Source organism: Klenkia terrae (genome assembly GCF_037083865.1).
GTDB lineage: Bacteria > Actinomycetota > Actinomycetes > Mycobacteriales > Geodermatophilaceae > Klenkia > Klenkia terrae.
Window position 1 is genome coordinate 1 of record NZ_JBAPLV010000014.1, and the last position, 18,298, is coordinate 18,298.

Annotated in this window: 21 protein-coding genes and 1 riboswitch; of the genes, 6 read left to right on the forward strand and 15 right to left on the reverse strand. The window is 74.3% G+C overall.

Annotated elements, in window-relative coordinates; translation table 11 throughout:
* Positions 1-88: 88 nt before the first annotated feature.
* The 8 genes from UXQ13_RS13365 to UXQ13_RS13400 form a co-directional block, all read right to left on the reverse strand.
* Positions 89-391 (reverse strand): HigA family addiction module antitoxin, encoded by a 303-nt coding sequence (locus UXQ13_RS13365; protein WP_318249975.1) that lies wholly within the window; start codon positions 389-391, stop codon positions 89-91.
* Positions 378-659: a type II toxin-antitoxin system RelE/ParE family toxin gene (locus UXQ13_RS13370; RefSeq protein ID WP_225233511.1), complete on the reverse strand. Its 282-nt coding sequence runs from the start codon at positions 657-659 to the stop codon at positions 378-380. Before UXQ13_RS13370 ends, UXQ13_RS13365 begins: the two co-directional genes overlap by 14 nt.
* 110 nt (positions 660-769) lie before the next feature.
* Positions 770-985 carry an OsmC family protein gene (locus UXQ13_RS13375; protein WP_225233512.1) on the reverse strand — a complete coding sequence of 72 codons (216 nt, stop codon included), beginning with the start codon at positions 983-985 and terminating at the stop codon, positions 770-772.
* Positions 986-994: 9 nt separating this feature from the next.
* Complete coding sequence (locus tag UXQ13_RS13380; protein ID WP_225233513.1) at positions 995-1,240, reverse strand: OsmC family protein; 246 nt, start codon at positions 1,238-1,240, stop codon at positions 995-997.
* A 64-nt stretch (positions 1,241-1,304) separates the two neighbouring features.
* A complete protein-coding gene (locus UXQ13_RS13385; protein WP_225233514.1) occupies positions 1,305-2,672 on the reverse strand; it encodes an aminotransferase class V-fold PLP-dependent enzyme in 1,368 nt (455 codons plus the stop codon).
* Between the two features lie 39 nt (positions 2,673-2,711).
* A riboswitch (SAM riboswitch) is annotated at positions 2,712-2,824 on the reverse strand.
* Positions 2,825-2,919: 95 nt separating this feature from the next.
* Complete coding sequence (locus UXQ13_RS13390) at positions 2,920-3,735, reverse strand: MetQ/NlpA family ABC transporter substrate-binding protein (RefSeq protein ID WP_225233515.1); 816 nt, start codon at positions 3,733-3,735, stop codon at positions 2,920-2,922.
* Between the two features lie 35 nt (positions 3,736-3,770).
* On the reverse strand, positions 3,771-4,430 hold the full coding sequence (locus UXQ13_RS13395; protein ID WP_225233516.1) for a methionine ABC transporter permease: 660 nt from the start codon (positions 4,428-4,430) through the stop codon (positions 3,771-3,773).
* Positions 4,427-5,434: a methionine ABC transporter ATP-binding protein gene (locus tag UXQ13_RS13400; RefSeq protein ID WP_225233517.1), complete on the reverse strand. Its 1,008-nt coding sequence runs from the start codon at positions 5,432-5,434 to the stop codon at positions 4,427-4,429. The genes UXQ13_RS13395 and UXQ13_RS13400 overlap by 4 nt, the downstream gene beginning before the upstream one ends.
* Before the next feature lie 363 nt (positions 5,435-5,797).
* Between UXQ13_RS13400 and UXQ13_RS13405 the strand changes: the two genes are divergently transcribed.
* Entirely contained in the window at positions 5,798-6,871 is a 1,074-nt protein-coding gene (locus UXQ13_RS13405; protein WP_225236043.1) for an LLM class flavin-dependent oxidoreductase, read from the forward strand.
* Here UXQ13_RS13405 and UXQ13_RS13410 read toward each other — a convergent pair.
* The 3 genes from UXQ13_RS13410 to UXQ13_RS13420 are packed head-to-tail and all read right to left on the reverse strand — an operon-like array spanning position 6,854 to position 10,119.
* Entirely contained in the window at positions 6,854-7,549 is a 696-nt protein-coding gene (locus UXQ13_RS13410) for a GNAT family N-acetyltransferase (RefSeq protein WP_225233518.1), read from the reverse strand. The genes UXQ13_RS13405 and UXQ13_RS13410 overlap by 18 nt on opposite strands.
* Positions 7,546-8,913, reverse strand: a complete 1,368-nt coding sequence (locus UXQ13_RS13415; RefSeq protein ID WP_225233519.1) for an NtaA/DmoA family FMN-dependent monooxygenase — start codon at positions 8,911-8,913, stop codon at positions 7,546-7,548. The genes UXQ13_RS13410 and UXQ13_RS13415 overlap by 4 nt, the downstream gene beginning before the upstream one ends.
* Positions 8,914-8,922: 9 nt before the next feature.
* Positions 8,923-10,119, reverse strand: coding sequence for an LLM class flavin-dependent oxidoreductase (locus tag UXQ13_RS13420; RefSeq protein ID WP_336392438.1), 1,197 nt, complete (start codon positions 10,117-10,119; stop codon positions 8,923-8,925).
* Between the two features lie 215 nt (positions 10,120-10,334).
* Here UXQ13_RS13420 and UXQ13_RS13425 point away from each other — a divergent pair, with 215 nt between their 5' ends.
* From UXQ13_RS13425 to UXQ13_RS13435, 3 genes are read left to right on the forward strand one after another with little or no spacing between them, the layout of a single operon-like run.
* Complete coding sequence (locus tag UXQ13_RS13425) at positions 10,335-11,321, forward strand: sulfotransferase family protein (protein WP_336392439.1); 987 nt, start codon at positions 10,335-10,337, stop codon at positions 11,319-11,321.
* Positions 11,318-12,202 carry a glycoside hydrolase family protein gene (locus UXQ13_RS13430; protein WP_225233522.1) on the forward strand — a complete coding sequence of 295 codons (885 nt, stop codon included), beginning with the start codon at positions 11,318-11,320 and terminating at the stop codon, positions 12,200-12,202. The genes UXQ13_RS13425 and UXQ13_RS13430 overlap by 4 nt, the downstream gene beginning before the upstream one ends.
* A 28-nt stretch (positions 12,203-12,230) precedes the next feature.
* Complete coding sequence (locus tag UXQ13_RS13435; protein ID WP_225233523.1) at positions 12,231-12,770, forward strand: hypothetical protein; 540 nt, start codon at positions 12,231-12,233, stop codon at positions 12,768-12,770.
* On the opposite strand, the gene mftD is transcribed toward UXQ13_RS13435, so the two are convergent.
* Together mftD and UXQ13_RS13445 are read right to left on the reverse strand one after the other, a co-directional pair.
* Positions 12,767-13,963, reverse strand: a complete 1,197-nt coding sequence (gene mftD, locus UXQ13_RS13440; RefSeq protein ID WP_225233524.1) for a pre-mycofactocin synthase MftD — start codon at positions 13,961-13,963, stop codon at positions 12,767-12,769. The genes UXQ13_RS13435 and mftD overlap by 4 nt on opposite strands.
* 130 nt (positions 13,964-14,093) lie before the next feature.
* Positions 14,094-14,969 (reverse strand): PRC and DUF2382 domain-containing protein, encoded by an 876-nt coding sequence (locus tag UXQ13_RS13445; protein WP_336392440.1) that lies wholly within the window; start codon positions 14,967-14,969, stop codon positions 14,094-14,096.
* Between the two features lie 145 nt (positions 14,970-15,114).
* On the opposite strand from UXQ13_RS13445, the gene UXQ13_RS13450 reads away from it, so the two are divergent.
* Positions 15,115-15,852, forward strand: a complete 738-nt coding sequence (locus UXQ13_RS13450; RefSeq protein ID WP_225233526.1) for a hypothetical protein — start codon at positions 15,115-15,117, stop codon at positions 15,850-15,852.
* Here the strand turns inward: UXQ13_RS13450 and UXQ13_RS13455 are convergent.
* On the reverse strand, positions 15,849-15,974 hold the full coding sequence (locus tag UXQ13_RS13455) for a hypothetical protein (RefSeq protein ID WP_263639372.1): 126 nt from the start codon (positions 15,972-15,974) through the stop codon (positions 15,849-15,851). The two genes, UXQ13_RS13450 and UXQ13_RS13455, sit on opposite strands and share 4 nt — an antisense overlap.
* Positions 15,975-16,116: 142 nt before the next feature.
* On the opposite strand from UXQ13_RS13455, the gene UXQ13_RS13460 reads away from it, so the two are divergent.
* Positions 16,117-16,926, forward strand: a complete 810-nt coding sequence (locus tag UXQ13_RS13460) for a DUF3097 domain-containing protein (protein ID WP_225233527.1) — start codon at positions 16,117-16,119, stop codon at positions 16,924-16,926.
* A 477-nt stretch (positions 16,927-17,403) separates the two neighbouring features.
* Here UXQ13_RS13460 and UXQ13_RS13465 read toward each other — a convergent pair whose 3' ends face one another.
* A complete protein-coding gene (locus tag UXQ13_RS13465) occupies positions 17,404-18,243 on the reverse strand; it encodes an aldo/keto reductase (RefSeq protein ID WP_225233528.1) in 840 nt (279 codons plus the stop codon).
* Positions 18,244-18,298: the final 55 nt, after the last annotated feature.

Sequence of the window (18,298 nt, forward strand, 5' to 3'; positions counted from 1 at the left end):
GTCCTCCTGCGCCAGATCTGGTGCAGGAGGACGGACTCCGAGGCACCCCCTGATCATCGCTGCGGGTCGGGAGGTTCGGCCCTCTCCCTCAGGCGGACTGGAGCGGGCGGATCACGTCCAGCGTGTCCCCCAGGGAGTCCGCCTCGACCTCGAGGTCATGGCGACTCTGCAGATTCAGCCAGAACTGGGCGGATGTACCGAAGTACCGCCCGAGGCGCAGAGCGGTGTCCGCGGTGATGCGCCGCTTCCCGTGCACGATCTCGTTGATCCGTCGCGGCGGTACGGCGATCGCGATGGCCAGGCTGTGCTGCGTCAGACCCAGCGGCCCGATGAAGTCCTCCATCAGCACCTCCCCCGGATGGATCGGGGCCAACTTCTCAGTGGTGGTCAACGATCTCGACCTCCTCGGGTCCCGCGTCGGTCCAGCGGAAGCAGATGCGCCACTGCTGGTTGATCCGGATGCTGTGCTGCCCCGCCCGGTCGCCCTTCAACGCCTCGAGCCGATTGCCCGGTGGCACCCGGAGTTCGTCCAGGGTCACCGCCGCATCGACGACCGCCAGCTTGCGCAGCGCGACCCGCCGGATGGCCAAATCCATCGACCGCACGGGCTCACGTCTCCAGAGCCGCTCCGTGGGCTTGTCCCCGAACGATCGGATCACGGGTCCAGCATAACGCGGTGCGTCAATGACGGCGCGCGTCATGCCGAGCCCGCGCTGACCGGGATCGCGTTGGGCCAGCCCGCCGTGGTCGGCAGGCTGGCCCGTCGCGGTCAGAGGGCGGTGCGGGTCCAGTCGCTCGTGTACTCGAGCCCCGACCGCTGGAAGAGCTGGGTGACCGGGCAGCGCCGCTCGGTCTCGGCCTGGAGCTTCGCGAACGTCTCCTCGTCGGCGTCGGTGGCCACGGTGGCCCGCACGGTGACGGCGTCGAAGTTCGCGTTGCCCTCCTCGCCGGCGACCATGACCGCGGTGTCCAGGTCGCCCTGCACGTCGAAGGTCTAGGCGCCCAGCGCGACGCCGAGCTCCTTGGCCACGATGGAGGCGGTGATCTGGTTGCACGAGCTCAGCGCCGCCAGCGCGTAGGACAGCGGGCTGGGCGAGGCGTCCGCGCCGCCGAACGCCGGGTAGGTGTCGACGTCGAACTCGTGCCCGGCGTCGCCGCCGACGGTCACGCGCTGGCCGACGCCGGTGCCCTCCGCGTGGTGGGTGAAGGGGACGACGCTCGCCTTGGGACGGGTGGCCACGGGTGGTTCTCCTCGGTGCTCGGGGATCTGTCCGCCGGGGTTCGGCGGGCGTTCGGGGGGCGGTTCAGCGGGTCGGGGCAGGTCCGCAACCGGCGCCGCGGGCGACCGCGGACAGGTCGGCGCCGGCCAGCCCGGCCACCGGACGCGGGTCGGCCACCGGCTGGTGCCGCCCGTCGACGACGGCGTAGGCGACGGCGGGCCCCTCGGCGACGAACCGGGCGACCGCCTCGACCAGCCGGGCGACGTCGTCCGCGGACGTGCCGACGCCGACGCTGGCCCGCAGCGCTCCGCCGGGGACGCCGAGCCGGGCCACCAGCGGGTGCGCGCAGAACCGGCCGTCCCGGACGCCGATTCCGTGCTCGGCGGAGAGGTAGGCAGCGACGAGGCCCGGGTCGGCGCCCTCGACGGTGAAGCTGACCACGCCGGTGGGGTCGACCGAGTCCGACCAGATGCGCAGCAGCCGCACCCCGTCGACCTGCGACAACCCGTCGACCAGCTGGGTGCGCAGCGCCCGCTCGTGGTCCTCCAGCGCGCCGGGGGCCAGGGCCGCGAGCTCGTCGCAGGCGGCGGCCAGCGCGACCGCGCCGAGCACGTTGGGCGAGCCGCCCTCGTGCCGGTGCGGGGCCGCCACCCACGTCGTCGCGTCCACGTCGACCTGGGCGACGGCGCCGCCGCCGGGGAGGTAGGGCCGGCCGGTGTCCAGCCAGTCCCGCCGGCCGACCAGCGCGCCGGTGCCGAAGGGTGCGTAGAGCTTGTGGCCGGAGAACGCGACCCAGTCCGCACCGGACTCCACGAGGGAGAACCGGCGGTGCGGCACCAGCTGGGCGCCGTCGACGACCACCAGGGCACCGGCGGCGTGCGCCAGCTCGGTGACCCGGCGCAGCGGGAGGGACTCCCCCGTCACGTTCGAGGCACCGGTGACCGCGACGAGCACGTAGCGCCGGGCGGCCAGCGCGTCGGCCAGGCGGGACAGCGTCCCGGCCACCGTCGGTGCCGCCTCGAGGACGTCGCACAGGTCGCGGGAGCGCTGCTGCCACGGCAGCAGGTCGGCGTGGTGCTCGACGTCCAGCACGAGGACGGCGCCGTCGGCGGGCAGGCAGCCGGCCAGCAGCGCGAGGCTGTCGGTGGTGTTCCGGGTGAGCACGCAGACGTCGTCGGACCGGGCCCCGACGAACGCGGCCACGGTGTCCCGGGCCGACTCGTAGAGCGCGGTGGAGACCTGGGAGAGGTAGCCCGCGCCACGGTGCACGCTGGCGTAGAGCGGCAGGGCCTCGGCGACCCGGGCGGCCACGGAGGCCAGGGCGGGAGCGCTGGCCGCGACGTCGAGGTTGGCGTAGCCGACCGACCCGCCGGTCACGAGCGGGACGCTGGTGGCCGCGTCGGCCGTGGGCAGCAGGGCCGGGGTGGTGCGGCGGTCGAGGAGGACGGACATCGAGGACTCCTGGAGGTCAGGGGCCCGTGCTCGCGACGGGACCCGCGCTTGCGGCTGCGCTGCGCAGCCGCCAGGTCGTCACCCGGAGCACCCCATCGCGGTGGAAGGGTTGCCGACCAGCGAGCCGGGGCTTCGCGCTGGCACTCGTGACCTGTCGTAGACCCTACCAGTCAATCCCGATCGACTTGATGCGCATTGGTCTGCGCGCGCCCGGCCGGTTGTCCGACCGGCCCGGGCGGCAGCGGGATCAGAACGCGGGGATGACCGCACCGTCGTACTCGTCCTCGAGGAACTGGCGCACCTCGTCGGAGTGCAGCAGCTCCTCCAGCGTCTGGATGCGCTCGTCGGACTCGTCGCCGGCCCGCACCACCAGGAGGTTGGCGTTCGGGTTGCCCTCGGCCTCCTCCAGCGCCAGGGAGTCGTCGGCCGGGGACAGGTCGGCGTCGATGGCGTAGTTGCCGTTGATCACCGCGATGTCGACGTCGGCCAGCGAACGGGGCACCTGGGCGGCCTCGACCTCGGAGATCTCCAGGTCCAGCGGGCTGCTCTCCACGTCCAACGAGGTGGGGGCGGCGTCACCGGTGTCGGCCAGCACGACCAGGTCGTTGGCCTCCAGCAGCCGGAGCGCGCGGGCGGCGTTCGTGGGGTCGTTCGGGATCGCCACGGTCGCGCCCTGCTCCAGCTGCGACAGGTCGGTCAGCGACTCCGAGTAGATGCCCAGCGGCTCGACGTGCACCGGCTCCAGGGCGGTGAAGTCGTAGCCGGCGGAGGCCTCCTGCTCCTCCAGGTAGGGCACGGTCTGGAAGAAGTTCGCGTCCAGCGAGCCGTCGTCGAGGGCCACGTTGGGCTGCACGTAGTCGGTGAACTCGACGACGTCGAGGTCCAGGCCGGCGTCCTCGGCGAGGTTCTCGTCGATGAACCGGAGGATCTCCGCGTGCGGCACCGGCGAGGCGCCGACGCGCAGCGGCTCGTCCGGCGCGGAGATCTCGGCGTCGCCGCCCCCGCAGGCGGCGAGGACCGCGGTGGCGGTGAGGGCGGACAGGGTCAGGGCGAGGCGACGCACGGTGCGGTTCTCCAACGGGTCGGGACGGGCGGGTGTCATCGGCGCGCCAGGCGGCGCGCCCAGGTGTCGCCGCCGAACTGCAGCGCCTGGACGACGACGAGCAGCAGGGCGACGGTGAGCAGGGTGATGTCGGTGCGGAACTGCTGGTAGCCGAACCGGATGGCGAAGTCGCCCAGGCCGCCGCCGCCGATGGCGCCGGCCATGGCCGAGTAGCTGATCAGCGCGACGACGGTGACCGTCGTCCCGGCGACGAGGGAGGGCAGCGCCTCGGGCAGCAGCACCGTGCGGACGACGTCCCGGCGGCGGGCGCCCATGGCCAGCGCGGCCTCGACCTTGCCGTGCGAGACCTCGCGCAGACTGGTCTCCACCAGCCGGGCCAGGAACGGGACGGCGCCGACGGTGAGCGGCACGATGGCCGCCGTCGACCCGATCGTGGTGCCGACCAGGCCGCGGGTCAGCGGGGCGACCAGGACCAGCAGGATGATGAACGGCAGGGACCGGCCCAGGTTGACCAGCAGGCCGAGCACCCGGTGCAGGACCGGCCGCGGGGCCAGCGCGCCGGGTCCGGTGACGGTGAGCAGCACGCCGAGCGGGATGCCCAGCAGGACGGTGATCACGGTGGCGACCGCGACCATGTAGAGGGTCTCGCCGGTGGCGTCGAGCAGCTGCGGGGCGATCCGGGACCAGTCGCTCACCGGGCCACCTCCGCCGCGACGCGCTCCACCCGGGAACCGTCGTCGCGCAGCTGGGCCAGTGCCCGGTCCAGCCCGCTCTGGTCGGCGCCGGTGACCCGCAGCAGCAGCCGGCCGTGCCGCCCGCCGGCCACGGTCTCCACCGAGCCGCCGGCGACCTCGACGTCCAGGCCGAGCCGGCCGACGAGCACCTGCAGCACGTGGGTCTCGGGCGCGGTGTCGGTGACGGTGACCCGGAGCAGGGTGCCCGCCACCCGGTGGTCGGCCACCGGGGCGGGCAGCAGCGCGGCGGCCAGCGGGGAGTCCCCGCGGGCCAGCACCTGGTCCAGCCGGCCGCCGTCGACGACCCGGCCGGCCTCCAGCAGCACCGCGGTGTCGCAGACGGCCTTGACCACGGCCATCTCGTGGGTGATCAGCAGGACCGTCAGCCCGAGCTCGTCGCGGACCCGGCGCAGCAGCTCCAGCACGCCGGTGGTGCTGGCCTGGTCCAGGGCGGAGGTGGCCTCGTCGCACAGCAGCACGGTGGGCCGGGCGGCGAGCGCGCGGGCGATGGCCACCCGCTGCTTCTGCCCGCCGGACAGCTGCGCGGGGCGGGCCTGGGCGCGGTCGCCCAGCCCGACCAGGTCCAGCAGCTCGCCCGACCGACGGCGGCGCTCGGCGCGGCCGACGCCGGCCAGCTCCAGCGGGTGCTCGACGTTGGCCGCGGCCGTGCGGGAGTCCATCAGCTCGAAGTGCTGGAAGACCATGCCGATCGAGCTGCGGGCCCGGCGGACCTCGTCGGCCGGCAGGTCGGTGAGCACCCGGCCGTCGACGGTGACCGTGCCGGACGTGGGCCGCTCGAGCAGGTTGACCAGCCGGATCAGGGTGGACTTGCCCGAGCCCGAGGGCCCGACCACGCCGGCGAAGTCACCGGCCCGGACGGTCAGGTCTACGCCGTCCAGGGCCACGACCTCGGGGCCGCGGCCGCGGGCCGGGAAGACCTTGCGGACGTCGTTCAGTTCGATCACGGAGCGGATTCCTCGCAGGGATGAGGCGGTCGGCGCGGACGCGGGCAGGCAGGTGCCCGGGGTCGGCGGCGCGGCGAGAGAGGGGTGTGCGGCGGGTCAGCGACAGAGCCAGCTGGCGGTGCCGGCCAGGTCGACGGCGAGGTCGCGCGTCAGGAGCAGCCGGTGCACCCGTCCATGGTGCCCTCACAGGTGCAATCCCCACAAACCAGGTGCACTTTGTGTGAGGCACCCCTCAGCCGTCGTGGACCTTCGATGCCGGTGGTCTGCCCCTCCCTCGGCCGTCGATCCGCTGGTCGGATGCCCCGCCGCCGCGGCCCGCCGAGTCGACCATCCCGATCGGCGTGGTGCACTCCACCGGTGGAGATGCACTGGTTCCTGCCCACCCGCGGCGACAGCCGGGACGTCGGCCCGGCCACCACCGACCGGGGCCACGACGCCGCGGCGCTGCGGCGCCGGCCGACCCTGGACTACCTGGGCGCCGTCGCCGGGGCCGCCGAGCAGGCCGGCTTCACCGCCGTCCTCACCCCGACCGGGTCCGGGTGCGAGGACGCCTGGGTGACCTGTGCGGCGCTGCTGGACCGCACGCAGCGGCTGGAGTTCCTGGTCGCCTTCCGGCCCGGGTTCATCCTGCCCACGCTGGCCGCGCAGCAGGCCGCCACGTTCCAGCGGCTGTCCGGCGGGCGGCTGCGGCTCAACGTCGTCACCGGCGGCGACCCGGTGGAGCAGCGGGCCTACGGCGACTTCCTCGACCACGACGCCCGGTACGCCCGGACCGCCGAGTTCCTCGACGTCGTCCGGCGCAGCTTCGCCGGCGAGCGGTTCGACCTGGCCGGCGAGCACGTGCGGGTCGAGGGCGCCGGGCTGACCACCCCGCCGGAGACCGCGCCGCCGATCTACCTGGGCGGCGCGTCCGGGCCGGCCGAGGACGTGTCGGCCCGGTACGTGGACACCTACCTGACCTGGGGCGAGCCGCCGGCGATGGTGCGCGGGCGGCTGGACCGGGTGCGGGCCAAGGCCGCGGCCGTCGGCCGGGAGCTGCGGTTCGGCATCCGGCTGCACGTGGTCAGCCGGGACACCCCGGAGGAGGCCTGGGCGGAGGCCGACCGGATGCTTGCCGGGATGCCGGCGAGCGCGATCGCGGCCACCCAGGAGCGCTTCGCCCGGATGGACTCCGTCGGCCAGGCCCGGATGACCTCGCTGCACGGCGGCAGCACCGGGGACGGTGCCCGGTCCCTGGAGGTGGCGCCCAACCTCTGGGCCGGGATCGGGCTGGTCCGCGAGGGCGCCGCCACCGCACTGGTCGGCAGCCACGAGCAGGTCGCCGAGCGGATCAGCGAGTACGCCGAGCTCGGGTTCGACGAGTTCGTGCTGTCGGGCTACCCGCACCTCGAGGAGGCCTGGCGGGTCGGCGAGGAGGTGCTACCCCTCCTGCGCTGACCCCGGCGCCCGGAACCCGGCGAACGTCGTCGTCCGGCGGAGCCGGAAACCCAGGTGCTCGTACAGCGCGATCGCCCCGGTGTTGCTGGCCGAGGCGTGCAGGAACGGGGTCTCCCCGCGCTCGCGGATGCCGTGCGCGACGGCCAGCACCAGCCGGGTACCCAGCCCCTGCCCGCGGTGGCCGGGGTCGGTGCACACGGCGCTGATCTCGGTCCAGCCCGGTGGGTGCAGCCGCTCCCCCGCCATCGCCACCAGCTCCCCGCCCCGGCGGATGCCCAGGTAGGTCCCCATCTCGCGGGTGCGCGGCAGGAAGGGCCCGGGCTTCGTCCGCTCGACCAGCGCGGTCATCTCCGGGACGTCGGCGACCCCCAGCACCACGGCCTCCCCGTCGGGGGTGGCCGCGATGCCGTCGTCCACCAGCTGGACCCCGGGGATGGCGAACAGCTCGGTCCACCCGGCCGGCGCGGTCGCCGGGAGGGTGAGCACGACGGCGCCGCCGGGACCCGCCAGCGCCGCGACGTCCGCCCAGTCCTGGTCGCTCGGGTCCGGGGGGAGCGCGCCGAACGGGCAGACGTCGGCCGGGTAGCGCGCCACCCGGCCGACCCGCTCGGCGAACCGGTCATGCGGGCCGATCAGGGAGGACCAGGCCGCCTGGTCCAGGGGATGCGCCTCGGTCACCCGGCCAGTGTCCGCGCGCCCTGGTCGCGGTCGCGCAGCGGCAGGCCGAGGTGGTCGCGCAGCGTCGTCCCCTCGTAGTCGGTGCGGAAGACGCCCCGCTCCTGCAGCAGCGGCACGACCTGCTCGACGAACGGCGCCAGCCCGCCCGGGGTGATGTGCGGGGCGAGCACGAAGCCGTCGCTGGCGTCGGACTGCACGAACTCGTCGATGGTGGCGGCCACCGTGGCCGGCGTGCCGATGAAGGACTGCCGACCGGTGACCTCGACGATCAGCTCCCGGGTGGTCAGGTGCTCCGCCTCGGCCTTCGCCCGCCACTCGTTCGCCGTGGCCACCGGGTCGCGGTGCATGCGCACGCTGGCCCGGCCCCGGGCGATGGTGTTCTCCCCGACCACCGGGTCGACCGAGGGCAGCGGGCCGTCCGGGTCGTGGTCGGACAGGTCCCGGTTCCACAGCTGCTCGAGGAACGTGATCGCCGTCGCCGGGGAGACCTGGGCCAGCCGGACCTCCTGGGCGAGCTCGGCGGCCTCGGCCTCGGTGTCGCCGAGCACGAAGGTCGCCGCCGGCATGATCAGCAGCTCGTCGCGGGAGCGGCCGAACCGGGGCAGCCGCCCCTTGACGTCGGCGTAGAACGCCTGCCCGGCCTCCAGCGTGCTGTGCCGGGAGAAGATCACGTCGGCCGCGGCGGCCGCGAAGTCCCGCCCCTCGTCGGAGTCCCCGGCCTGGAAGACCACCGGCCGACCCTGCGGGCTGCGGGGGACGTCGAACTGGCCGGCGATGTCGAAGAAGGGGTCCCGGTGCGCGAAGGCGCCGGGGTGCGGGTCGGCCAGGAACCGCCCGCCGTCCTTGTCCGCGACGACCTCGTCGCCCCGCCAGGACTCGAAGAGCTCGATCGCCGTGGCCAGGAACGACTTCGCCCGGTCGTACCGGTCGGCCTGGGCCAGGAAGCCGCCGCGGCGGAAGTTCTCCCCGGTGAAGGCGTCCCAGGAGGTCACCACGTTCCAGGCGGCGCGGCCGTCGGAGAGGTGGTCGAGGCTGGCGAACTGCCGGGCCACCTCGTAGGGCTCGTTGAAGGTGGAGTTGATCGTGCCGGTCAGCCCGATCCGCTCGGTCACCGCGGCGAGGGCGGCCAGCACGGTGAAGGTGTCGGGCCGGCCGACGACGTCCAGGTCGTAGATGCGGTCGTTCTGCTCGCGCAGCCGCAGGCCCTCGGCCAGGAAGATGAAGTCGAGCTTGCCGGCCTCGGCGATCTGCGCGAACTCGCGGAACGAGTCGAACTCGATGTGGCTGCCCGACGCGGGGTCGCTCCAGACGGTGGTGTTGTTGACGCCGGGGAAGTGCGCGGCGAGGTGGATCTGCTTGGTCATCGGGATCCCTCAGGCGTGCGCGTAGCGGTTGGCGGGGCGGGTCAGGCCGAGCAGCCCGCGCAGGGTGTCGGCCTCGTACCCGGTGCGGAACAGCCCGCGGCGCTGCAGCTCGGGCACCAGGGCGCGGGTGATCTGCACCAGGTCGTCGGGGAGCACGGCCGGCCGGAGCCGGAAGCCGGTCAGGCCGGCGCCCTGCCAGTCGGCCAGCAGGTCGGCCAGCTGCGCCGGGGTGCCGGTGAACACGTGGGCGTCGCTGCGGTACGGCGTGCCGGCCCGCTCGTCCAGGCGCTGCAGCCGGTCCCGCGCCGCGGTCTCGTCGTCGTCCAGGACGACGACCAGGTCGCCGAACACGTGCACGGTGGCGGCGTCCCGGCCGGCGGCGGACTGCTCCGCGCGGACGGCGGCGACCAGGCGCGCGGCGTCGGCGGCGTCGGTCGGGGTGACGAAGCCCAGGTCGGCGGAGCGGCCGATCAGCCGCCACGGCACCTCGGCGTGCCCGAGCGCGGCCACGACCGGCTGGCCCTGCGGCGGGCGCGGGGTGATCGAGGGCCCGCGAACGGAGAAGTGCCGCCCCTCGACGTCGACGTAGTGCAGCTTGTCGACGTCGACGAACCGGCCGGTGGCGGCGTCCCGGATCTCGGCGTCGTCCTCCCAGCTGTCCCAGAGCCGGCGGAGCACCTCGACGTACTCGGCGGCCTCGTCGAACAGCTCGGTGACCAGCTGGCCGGTGGCGGCGGTCGACCGGTCCAGCGGCGGGAACTCCCGGCGGCCGAAGTTCGCCGCCGTGTCCGGGCGGGCGGCCACCTGGACCCGGACGCCGGCCCGGCCGGTGCTCACGTAGTCCAGCGTGGCGATCGCCTTGGACAGGTGGAAGGGCTCGGTGTGGGTGACCACGGCGGTCGGCAGGAAGCCCAGGTGCCGGGTCGTCGGAGCCACCCGGGAGGCGACGAGGACGGCGTCGAGCCGGCCGCGCACCCGGTCGGTGCGGTCGTCGGGGGTGAACGGGTCGTCGGACTGCAGGTTCAGCGCGTCCTCGATCGTGACGGCGTCGAGCAGGCCGCGCTCGGCCTCCTGGGCCAGGTCGGTCCAGTAGCCGGCGGTGAGCAGCTCGGTCGGTCGGGCCGCGGGTTCGCGCCAGGCGGCCGGGTGCCAGCCGGCGCCGTCGAGGGCGGCGACGAGGTGGAGCGGGGACGAGGGGTCGGGCACGTGCTTCCTCCGGGGACGGGCTGGTCAGGGGTCGGGACGGCGATCGGGTCGCCGCGCCCGCCGTCAGAACCCGTCGAAGGCGTCCGACCGCCGACCGGGCCAGAACGGCTCCAGGTCAGGTCGGATCACCCCACCAGGGTGCACCCCCGGACCGGGCGACGGCAAATCCCTACCGGTTCGATGGACAAAGTGGGGTTGCTGGTAGGAAGACCGCCGTGAGTGCCGAGCGGTTGCCCCAGTTCGTGATCGCCGGCGCGCCCAAGGCCGGCACGACGGCGCTGCACGCGGCGCTGGCCACCCACCCGGGGCTGTACCTGTCCCCGGTCAAGGAGCCGAAGTTCTACCTCACCGACGGCCGACCGCCGCCGGCCCGGACCCAGCGCGGACCCGGCGACGCGCACAGCGCGCAGGAGTGGGTGTGGCGGCGGGACCGCTACCTGGACCTGTTCCGCCGGGCACCGGCCGACGCGGTGCGGGGCGAGAGCACGCCGTTCTACCTCTACGACCGGGCGGCCCAGCGCCGGCTGGTGGCCGACGTCCCGGACGTCAAGGTGATCGCCGTCGTCCGCGACCCGGTGGACCGGGCCGTCTCCAACTGGGTCCACCTCCGCGCCGACGGCCTGGAGCCCGAGGCCGACTTCGGCCGGGCCGTGGCGCTGGAGGACGAGCGGGTCGCGGCCGGCTGGGCACCGTTCTGGCACTACACCCGGATGGGCCGCTACGGCGAGCAGCTGCGCAACCTGCTGACGCTGGTCCCCCGGGAGCAGCTGCTGCTGCTGCGCTTCCGCGAGGTCGTCGCCGAGCAGGCCCGCACGCTGGACCGGGTGAGCGCCTTCCTCGGCGTGGCCACCGGGGTGGCCCGCGCCGTGCCGGCGGAGAACGTGAAGCCCTACGTCGCCGACACCCCCCGCTACCGCCGGCTGGCCCGGCTGGCCCGGGCCGGCGCCGCGGCCGGGGCGCACGTGCCCCCGCAGGTGTGGCGGCAGGCCGGCCGCCCCCTGCTGACCGCGCTGCACGCCGGGGCCACGGAGCGCCCGCCGCTGCCGGTCGAGGTGCGGCGGGCCGTGCTGGCCCGGGTGCTCGACGACATCGCCCTGCTCGAGGAGGTCACCGGGGAGTCCTTCGAGGACTGGCGCGGGGACACCGGTCGCGGGGACTACGCCAGCCGGGCCGCGGCCCGCGAGGCAGACTCCGGCGCGTGAGCCTGCCCCTGGACGTCGACCGCTTCCTCGCCGACGCCGCACTGGTGCTGGCCCCCGAGGACCCACGCCCGGGTTCGTGGGCCGGCGGCCCGAGCGCCCAGTTCGTCGCGGGCACCTGGTGGGTGGCCTACCGGCTGCGGCGACCGGTCGGCGAGGGCCGCGGCTTCGCCAACGTGGTCGCCCGGTCGACCGACGGCGTGCACCTGACCCCGGTCGCCACCGTGCTGCGGGAGTCCTTCGCCTGCGACTCCCTCGAGCGCCCGGCCCTGGTGCACACCCCCGAGGGCCGGTGGCGGCTCTACGTCAGCTGCGCCACCCCGGGCACCAAGCACTGGCGGGTCGACCTGCTGGAGGCCGACACCGTCGAGGCACTGCCCACCGCCGCCGCCCGCACCGTGCTGACCTCGGGCCCGGTGCCGGGTTCCGCGGTGAAGGACCCGGTGATCCGGCACGACGGGTCGCGCTGGCACCTGTGGGCCTCGGTCCACCCGCTCGACGACCCCGACGCCACCGACCGGATGACCACCGAGCACGCGGTCAGCGCCGACGGCGTGGCCTGGACCTGGGTGGACACCGCGCTGACCGGCACCCCGGGCGAGTGGGACGCCCGCGGGGTCCGCTTCGCCGCGGTGCTCGGCGACTGGGCGCTCTACGACGGCCGGGCGACCGCCGAGGAGAACTGGGAGGAGCGCACCGGCATCGCCGTCCGCGACGGCGACACCTGGACGGCGCTGCCCGGTGGCCCGCACCTGCAGGGCCCGGACGGCGGCCTGCGGTACGCCGACGCCGTCCCGCTGCCCGGCGGCGACGTCCGCTGGTTCTTCGAGATCACCCGCCCGGACGGCGCGCACGAGCTGCGCACGGTGCTGCTGCCCGGCTGATGTCGGTGCCGCCGGGCATGATCACCGGGTGGACGGATCCCGGGAGGCGACGACGGCCCGCCTGCGCCCCCTGCTCCGCGCGGTCCGCGAGGCGCTGGAGGCCGGGGTGGCGGTCAGTCGCCGGATCCACCGGGAGCACGGCTGGCAGACCGCCGCCGACCCGCACCTGGACCGCCAGCTGGTCCGCCGGCACGCCGTGGAGCAGCTGCGGCCCTGGTCGGCGTCGATCGGCGAGCAGCTGACCTTCGACGTCGGCGACGGCGGGGGCGAGAACCTCGGGCTGCCGATGAGCGGGCTGATCATCACCACCGACCACGACGTCGTCCGGGTCTGGTACTCCGAGGACGGCGAGCTGCCGCCGGCCGACACGGCGGCGCTGCGCGCGTTCTACGCCCAGACGCCCACCACCCAGCTGGCGCTGGACGGCACCCCCGCGGCCGGCAACCACCTCGCCCTGCTGTGGGCCGACCGCGACGGGGTGCTCAGCCGGCTGGAGCTGGTCCGCCCCTGGGGGCTGGCCGGCCGGCACCCCGAGGCCGACTGGCGGGTCGACCTCCTGCGCGCCTAGACCACGTGCTCCTGGTCCGGGGTGCCGAGCACGCGGGGCCAGTTCGCCGGGACGACGACGTCCTCCGGTCGCAGGTCCTTGACGTCGCGGTGGCCCAGGCCCAGGACGGCGGAGTCGATGCCGCTGCGCAGGATGTCCAGCACGTTCTCCACGCCGGCCTGGCCGTTGGCGGCCAGGCCCCACAGGTAGGCGCGGCCGATCATCGCGGCCTTGGCGCCCAGGGCGAGGGCCTTGACGACGTCGGAGCCGCGGCGGATGCCGCCGTCGGTGACCACCTCGACCTCGTGGCCCACGGCCTTGGCGATCGCCGGCAGCGCCCGGATGGGGGCCGGGGTGCCGTCCAGGTTGTTGCCGCCGTGGTTGGAGACGGAGATGGCGGTGACCCCGGCGTCCACGGCGCGGTGGGCGTCGTCCACGCGCATGACGCCCTTGAGCATGAACGGCCCGCCCCACTGCTCGCGCAGCCAGGCGACGTCCTCCCAGGTCGGCAGCGGGGTGCCCATCCACTCCCCGTACGCGCCGAAGAACGTCGGCGCGGGGCCGCCGCCGGCCGGGGCGAGGTTGGGGGTGGTGAGGTCGGGGATGGCCCCGGTCTTCAGCCAGGTGTAGAGCCACTGCGGGCGCAGCGCGACCTCGGGGCCGAACTGCAGCGCGGCCTTGAGGTTGACCTTCTCCGGGATGGCCGGGGAACCCCAGTCGCGGCCGTTGGAGAACGACCAGTCCAGGGTCATGATCAGCCCGACGGCGCCGGCGGCGCGGGCACGCTCCATGCGCTGCACGAGCACCTCGCGCGAGCCGACCCAGTACATCTGGAAGAACGTCTGCGGGCTGGCCGCGGCGACCTCCTCCACGCTCTTGGAGGCGAACGAGCTCAGTCCCATCGTGATGCCGCGGGCGGCGGCAGCGCGGGCGACGGCGACCTCGCCGTCGGGGTGCACGGCCTGCACACCGGTCGGGGAGATCATCACCGGCATCGACAACGGCTGGCCCATCACCGTGGTGGACAGGTCGCGCTCGCCCTGCAGACCGGCGACGTGCGGGGCGAACCCCAGCTCGGCGTAGGCGCGGGTGTTGTCCTCCACCGTCCAGCCGCGCTCGGATCCGGCGATCAGCGCGCCGTACACGGACTTCGGCAGCCGGCGCTTGGCCCGGCGCTGGGCCTCCGCGACGGTCTCGAACCACTGGTTGGCCATGCGTGTCCTCCTCGGAAGGGACTGTGCTCTGGAGCACAGCATGCCCTAGTGGCACTCAGTGCCACCACCCCTGGACGGCGCCGACCCGCCCCGGCGGAGGCCGGGGCGGGTCGGTGGGTGCGGTGGGGCGTCAGCGGGTGCGGCCGCGACCGCCGTCCTCGACCTGCTCGATCTCCTCGTGCGCGACCTGCTCGTTCACCGTCTGCTGGTCGGTGACGGTCTCGGTGCCCAGCCGGACGCGCTCGACCGGCACGGTCTCCTTGTCCACGACGGGGCGCTCGGCGTGCAGCGTGACCTCGTGCTCCTCCTCGGACAGCGCGGGGCCGTCGAGGGCGGCACCGCGGTTGGCCTCGGTGATCGGCTCGCGCTCGACCCGGACCTCCTCGTGGGAGACCGGCACGGTGCGGGTGACGTTCTCGGTCACCACGTACTTGCGCAGCCGGGCCCGGCCGACCTCGGCGGACTCGGTGCCGACCTGCAGCCGCTCCTCCGAGCGGGTCATGGCGTCGTCCGTGGTCGGGCCGGAGGTGTCGCGGCCGACGGTGCCGGCGGTGGTGCCGGGGCCGTCCTCGGTCGAGCGGGTCGCGTGCTGCCCGCGGTCGTCGAGGTCGTCGCCGAGGCGGGGAGTGCCACCGTCGGTGCGGGTGCCGCGGTCGTCGAGACCGTCGGCGCGCCCGCCGGTGGTGCCCATCTGCTCACCGACCCCGTAGTGGCGGTAGAGCTCCTGCTCCTCCTGCGGGGACAGGTGCTGGTCGGCGTCCACCTTCGGGGCGTCCTTGACCGCGGCCTTGGACACCGGGACCCGCACGCCGCCGTCGGTCAGCTGGGCCTCGCGCAGCGGTACGAACGTGGACTTGGTGCCGAAGAGCCCGGTCTTCACGGTGACCCACTCGGGGGTGCCGCTCTGGTCGTCGAGGAAGACCTCGGTCGCGGTGCCGATGGTGTCGCCGTCGCTGTCGACGACGTCGTTGCCGATGACCCGGTCGATGTCCTGGGTGGAGATCATGTGGGGTGCTCCTCTGCGCTCGGGAAGGGGGGAGGTGACGTGCCTCACCGTCTTGCTGCCCACCCATGGGGGAGCTGAAAACCTGGATCCGGCTCGGTTCGATCCGGAAACATGGATCCGCGCGGGAGCCTGCCACGCTCGCCCGGTGGACCTCCTCCAGCAACTGCCCCGCGCCGCGGCCTGGACGGCGGGGACGGTGCTGCACCCGGCCGGCGCGGTGGCCGCGGCCGGTCTCCTGGTGGGCTCGGTGCTCACGACCGGCTCGCCGTCGGCGGGCGCCCGGATCGCCGACGGGCTGCTCTGGGGCGCCGGGCCGGAGAACTCGTTGCTGGCCCTGGCGGCGTCCGGGGTGGCGGCGGCCACGTCCCGCGAGCGCGCGGTGACCACCGCCGAGCACGGGTGGGCCGCCGAGGAGCTGCTCGGCGACGCGCTCCCGCCGCGGGAGCGGCTGGTCCTCACCGACGCCCTCGGTGCGGGCGGGCGGGCGTTCGTCTTCCCGCGGTGGGACGGCGCGATCACCGTGAACGTCGGGCCGGAGCTCTTCGCGGACCCGGTGCGGGCCGACCCGCACACGTTCCTGCACGAGCTGGTGCACACCTGCCAGGTGCACCACGCGTCGTCCCGGCGGGCCTTCACCAGCGCCGCCGTGGTCACCCAGGTGCGGCACTCACTGGGCCGGGACGCCTACGCCTACGACCTGCCGGTGCGCCCGCTGGCCGCGTACGGGATGGAGCAGCAGGCCCAGCTGGCCGCCGACTGGTGGCGCGGGCGGCCCGGGCGCTGGGGCCGGCCGACGGCGCTGCGCGGGCACACCCGCCGACCGAGGGACCCGGCCAGCCCGTGGGCGGCCTGCGTCGCCGACCTGCGTGCGGCCCGGTTCTAGCGGACCTTCTGCTTGATCGCCTGGACGGCGGTGTCCTTGGTGCTGGGCTGCGAGGCGTTGTTCTTGGCCTTGGCGGCCTTGGGCTTCTTGGCCTCGCGGCCGCCCTTGTTCTTGCCGGACATGAGGACTCCTGGCCACCGGCACGCCGGCGGACGGTCACGGAGCGTGGTCCGAGGTGGCGTGCGCCTGCGGCTGGAGGGGGAACGGTACGCCTCCCGCGTGTCGGTCCTCGCCGCTGCGCCGCCCGCTGCGCAGACTCGGTCGGTGCCTCCTCGCTCGCAGTACGACAACCTGGTGCACCCGCGGACGGTCAAGAAGCCCCCGGTGCAGGTCGAGGCCGAGAAGGACCTGGTCGTGGAGGACCCCAGCTCGGGGTTCGTCGGGGCGGTGGTCCGCTGCGAGAAGGACGTCGTCCACCTCGAGGACCGGTTCGGCCGGGTCCGCGGCTATCCCCTCGGTCCGGGCTTCTGGGTCGAGGGCCGGCCGGTGACCCTGGTGCGGCCGAAGCAGAACACCCTGTCCGGCCCGCAGCGCAGCGCCTCGGGCTCGACGTACGTGGTCGGCGCCCGGGCGCGGGTCGCCCGTGAGGGCCGGATCTACGTCGAGGGCAAGCACGACGCCGAGCTGGTGGAGAAGGTCTGGGGCCACGACCTGCGCATCGAGGGCGTCGTCGTCGAGCCGCTGCACGGGGTGGACGACCTGCCCGGCATCGTGCGCGAGTTCCGGCCGTCGTCCGGCCGACGGCTGGGCGTGCTGGTCGACCACCTGGTCACCGGGTCCAAGGAGACCCGCATCGCCGCCCAGGTGACCGGCTCGCACGCCCTGGTGGTCGGGCACCCGTTCATCGACATCTGGCAGGCGGTCAAGCCCTCCGTGGTGGGCATCAAGGCCTGGCCGACCGTGCCCAAGGGTGAGGACTGGAAGGGCGGTGTCTGCCGCCGGCTGGGCTGGGAGGACGACACGGGCTACGTCTGGGCCCAGCGCATCCTGGCCCGGGTCAAGACCTGGACCGACCTGGAACCCCAGCTCATCGGCCGCGTCGAGGAGCTCATCGACTTCGTCACGACCGACTGACCCACCCGGCGGTCCGCCGGATCCGTGACCCTGCAGATCGACAACGCCCACTCGCCACACCCTGGCGCGCCGCCGTTGCCCATCTGCAAGCTCGCCGGGCGCTGCGGTCGATCACCCCAGGACCAGCCGGTCACCCGGCAGCCGTTCGGTCACCGCACACGGTGACCGGATCCCTCCCGGCCGACCGCCTGTCCCTCGCCGCGCCCCGATGCCCCGGGCGTGGCGACCATCGCCCACGGACTCACGCCGTCCAGGGATCCTGTGCCGCTGCAGGGCCACAAGACCCCTGGACGGCGTGAGTCTGAAGCCCACCGACCACCGCCGACGACCGCCGAATCAGCCGGGGACGCGACAGAGCCCGGACGTCGCCGGTCGCGGCGGTCGGAGACCTCCCGACCGGCGACGTCGCGGGAGCTCAGCTCAGGCCGGGGACGGCACCTGGCCGCGGTGCGATCCGGAGGATCGCGATGCGATCGCTCAGCTCGGGATCATGTTGAACGTGTCCGGGTCCGGGCCGGTGCGCTCGTCGCGGTTCAGGGTGCTGATCGCGGTGATGTCGTCCTCGGAGAGCTCGAAGTCGAACAGGGCGAAGTTCTCCTCCACCCGGCTGCGGGTGACCGACTTCGGGAAGACGATGTCGCCGCGCTGGATGGCCCAGCGCAGGGTGACCTGGGCCGGGGACTTCCCGTGGCGCTCGGCCACGCGCACGATGGCCGGGTCGTCGAGGACCTTGCCCTGGGCGATGGGCGACCAGGCCTCGGTCAGGATGCCGCGCTCGGCGTTGTACGCCCGCAGCTCGTCCTGGGTGAGGTAGGGGTGCACCTCGATCTGGTTGACCGCCGGGGTGATGTCGGTCTGGTCGCGCAGCCGGTTGAGGTGATTGGTCTGGAAGTTGGAGACGCCGATCGCGCGGGCCTTGCCGTCGCGGTACAGCTGCTCCATCCCCTTCCAGGTCTCGACGAAGTCGACGTCGATGCCCGGCAGCGGCCAGTGGATGAGGAACAGGTCCAGCTGCTCGACCTGCAGGTCGGCCAGGGACTGGTCGATCGCCTTCGCCACGTCGGCCTCGGCGTGGAAGCCGTTGTTCAGCTTGGAGGTGATGAAGACGTCCTCGCGGGCCAGGCCGGAGTCGCGGAAGCCCTCGCCGACCTCCTTCTCGTTGCCGTACATCTCGGCGGTGTCGATGTGCCGGTAGCCGACCTCGAGGGCGGTGCGCACCGCCTCCCGGGTGTTCTCGGGCTCGATCTGGTAGGTGCCGAAGCCCAGCTGGGGGATCTCGACGCCGTTGTTCAGGGTGATGTTCGGGACGTTCGCCATGACGTGTGCCATGCCCTCGTGCGCAACGGATATGCCTGGTGCGACCGAGGTCGCG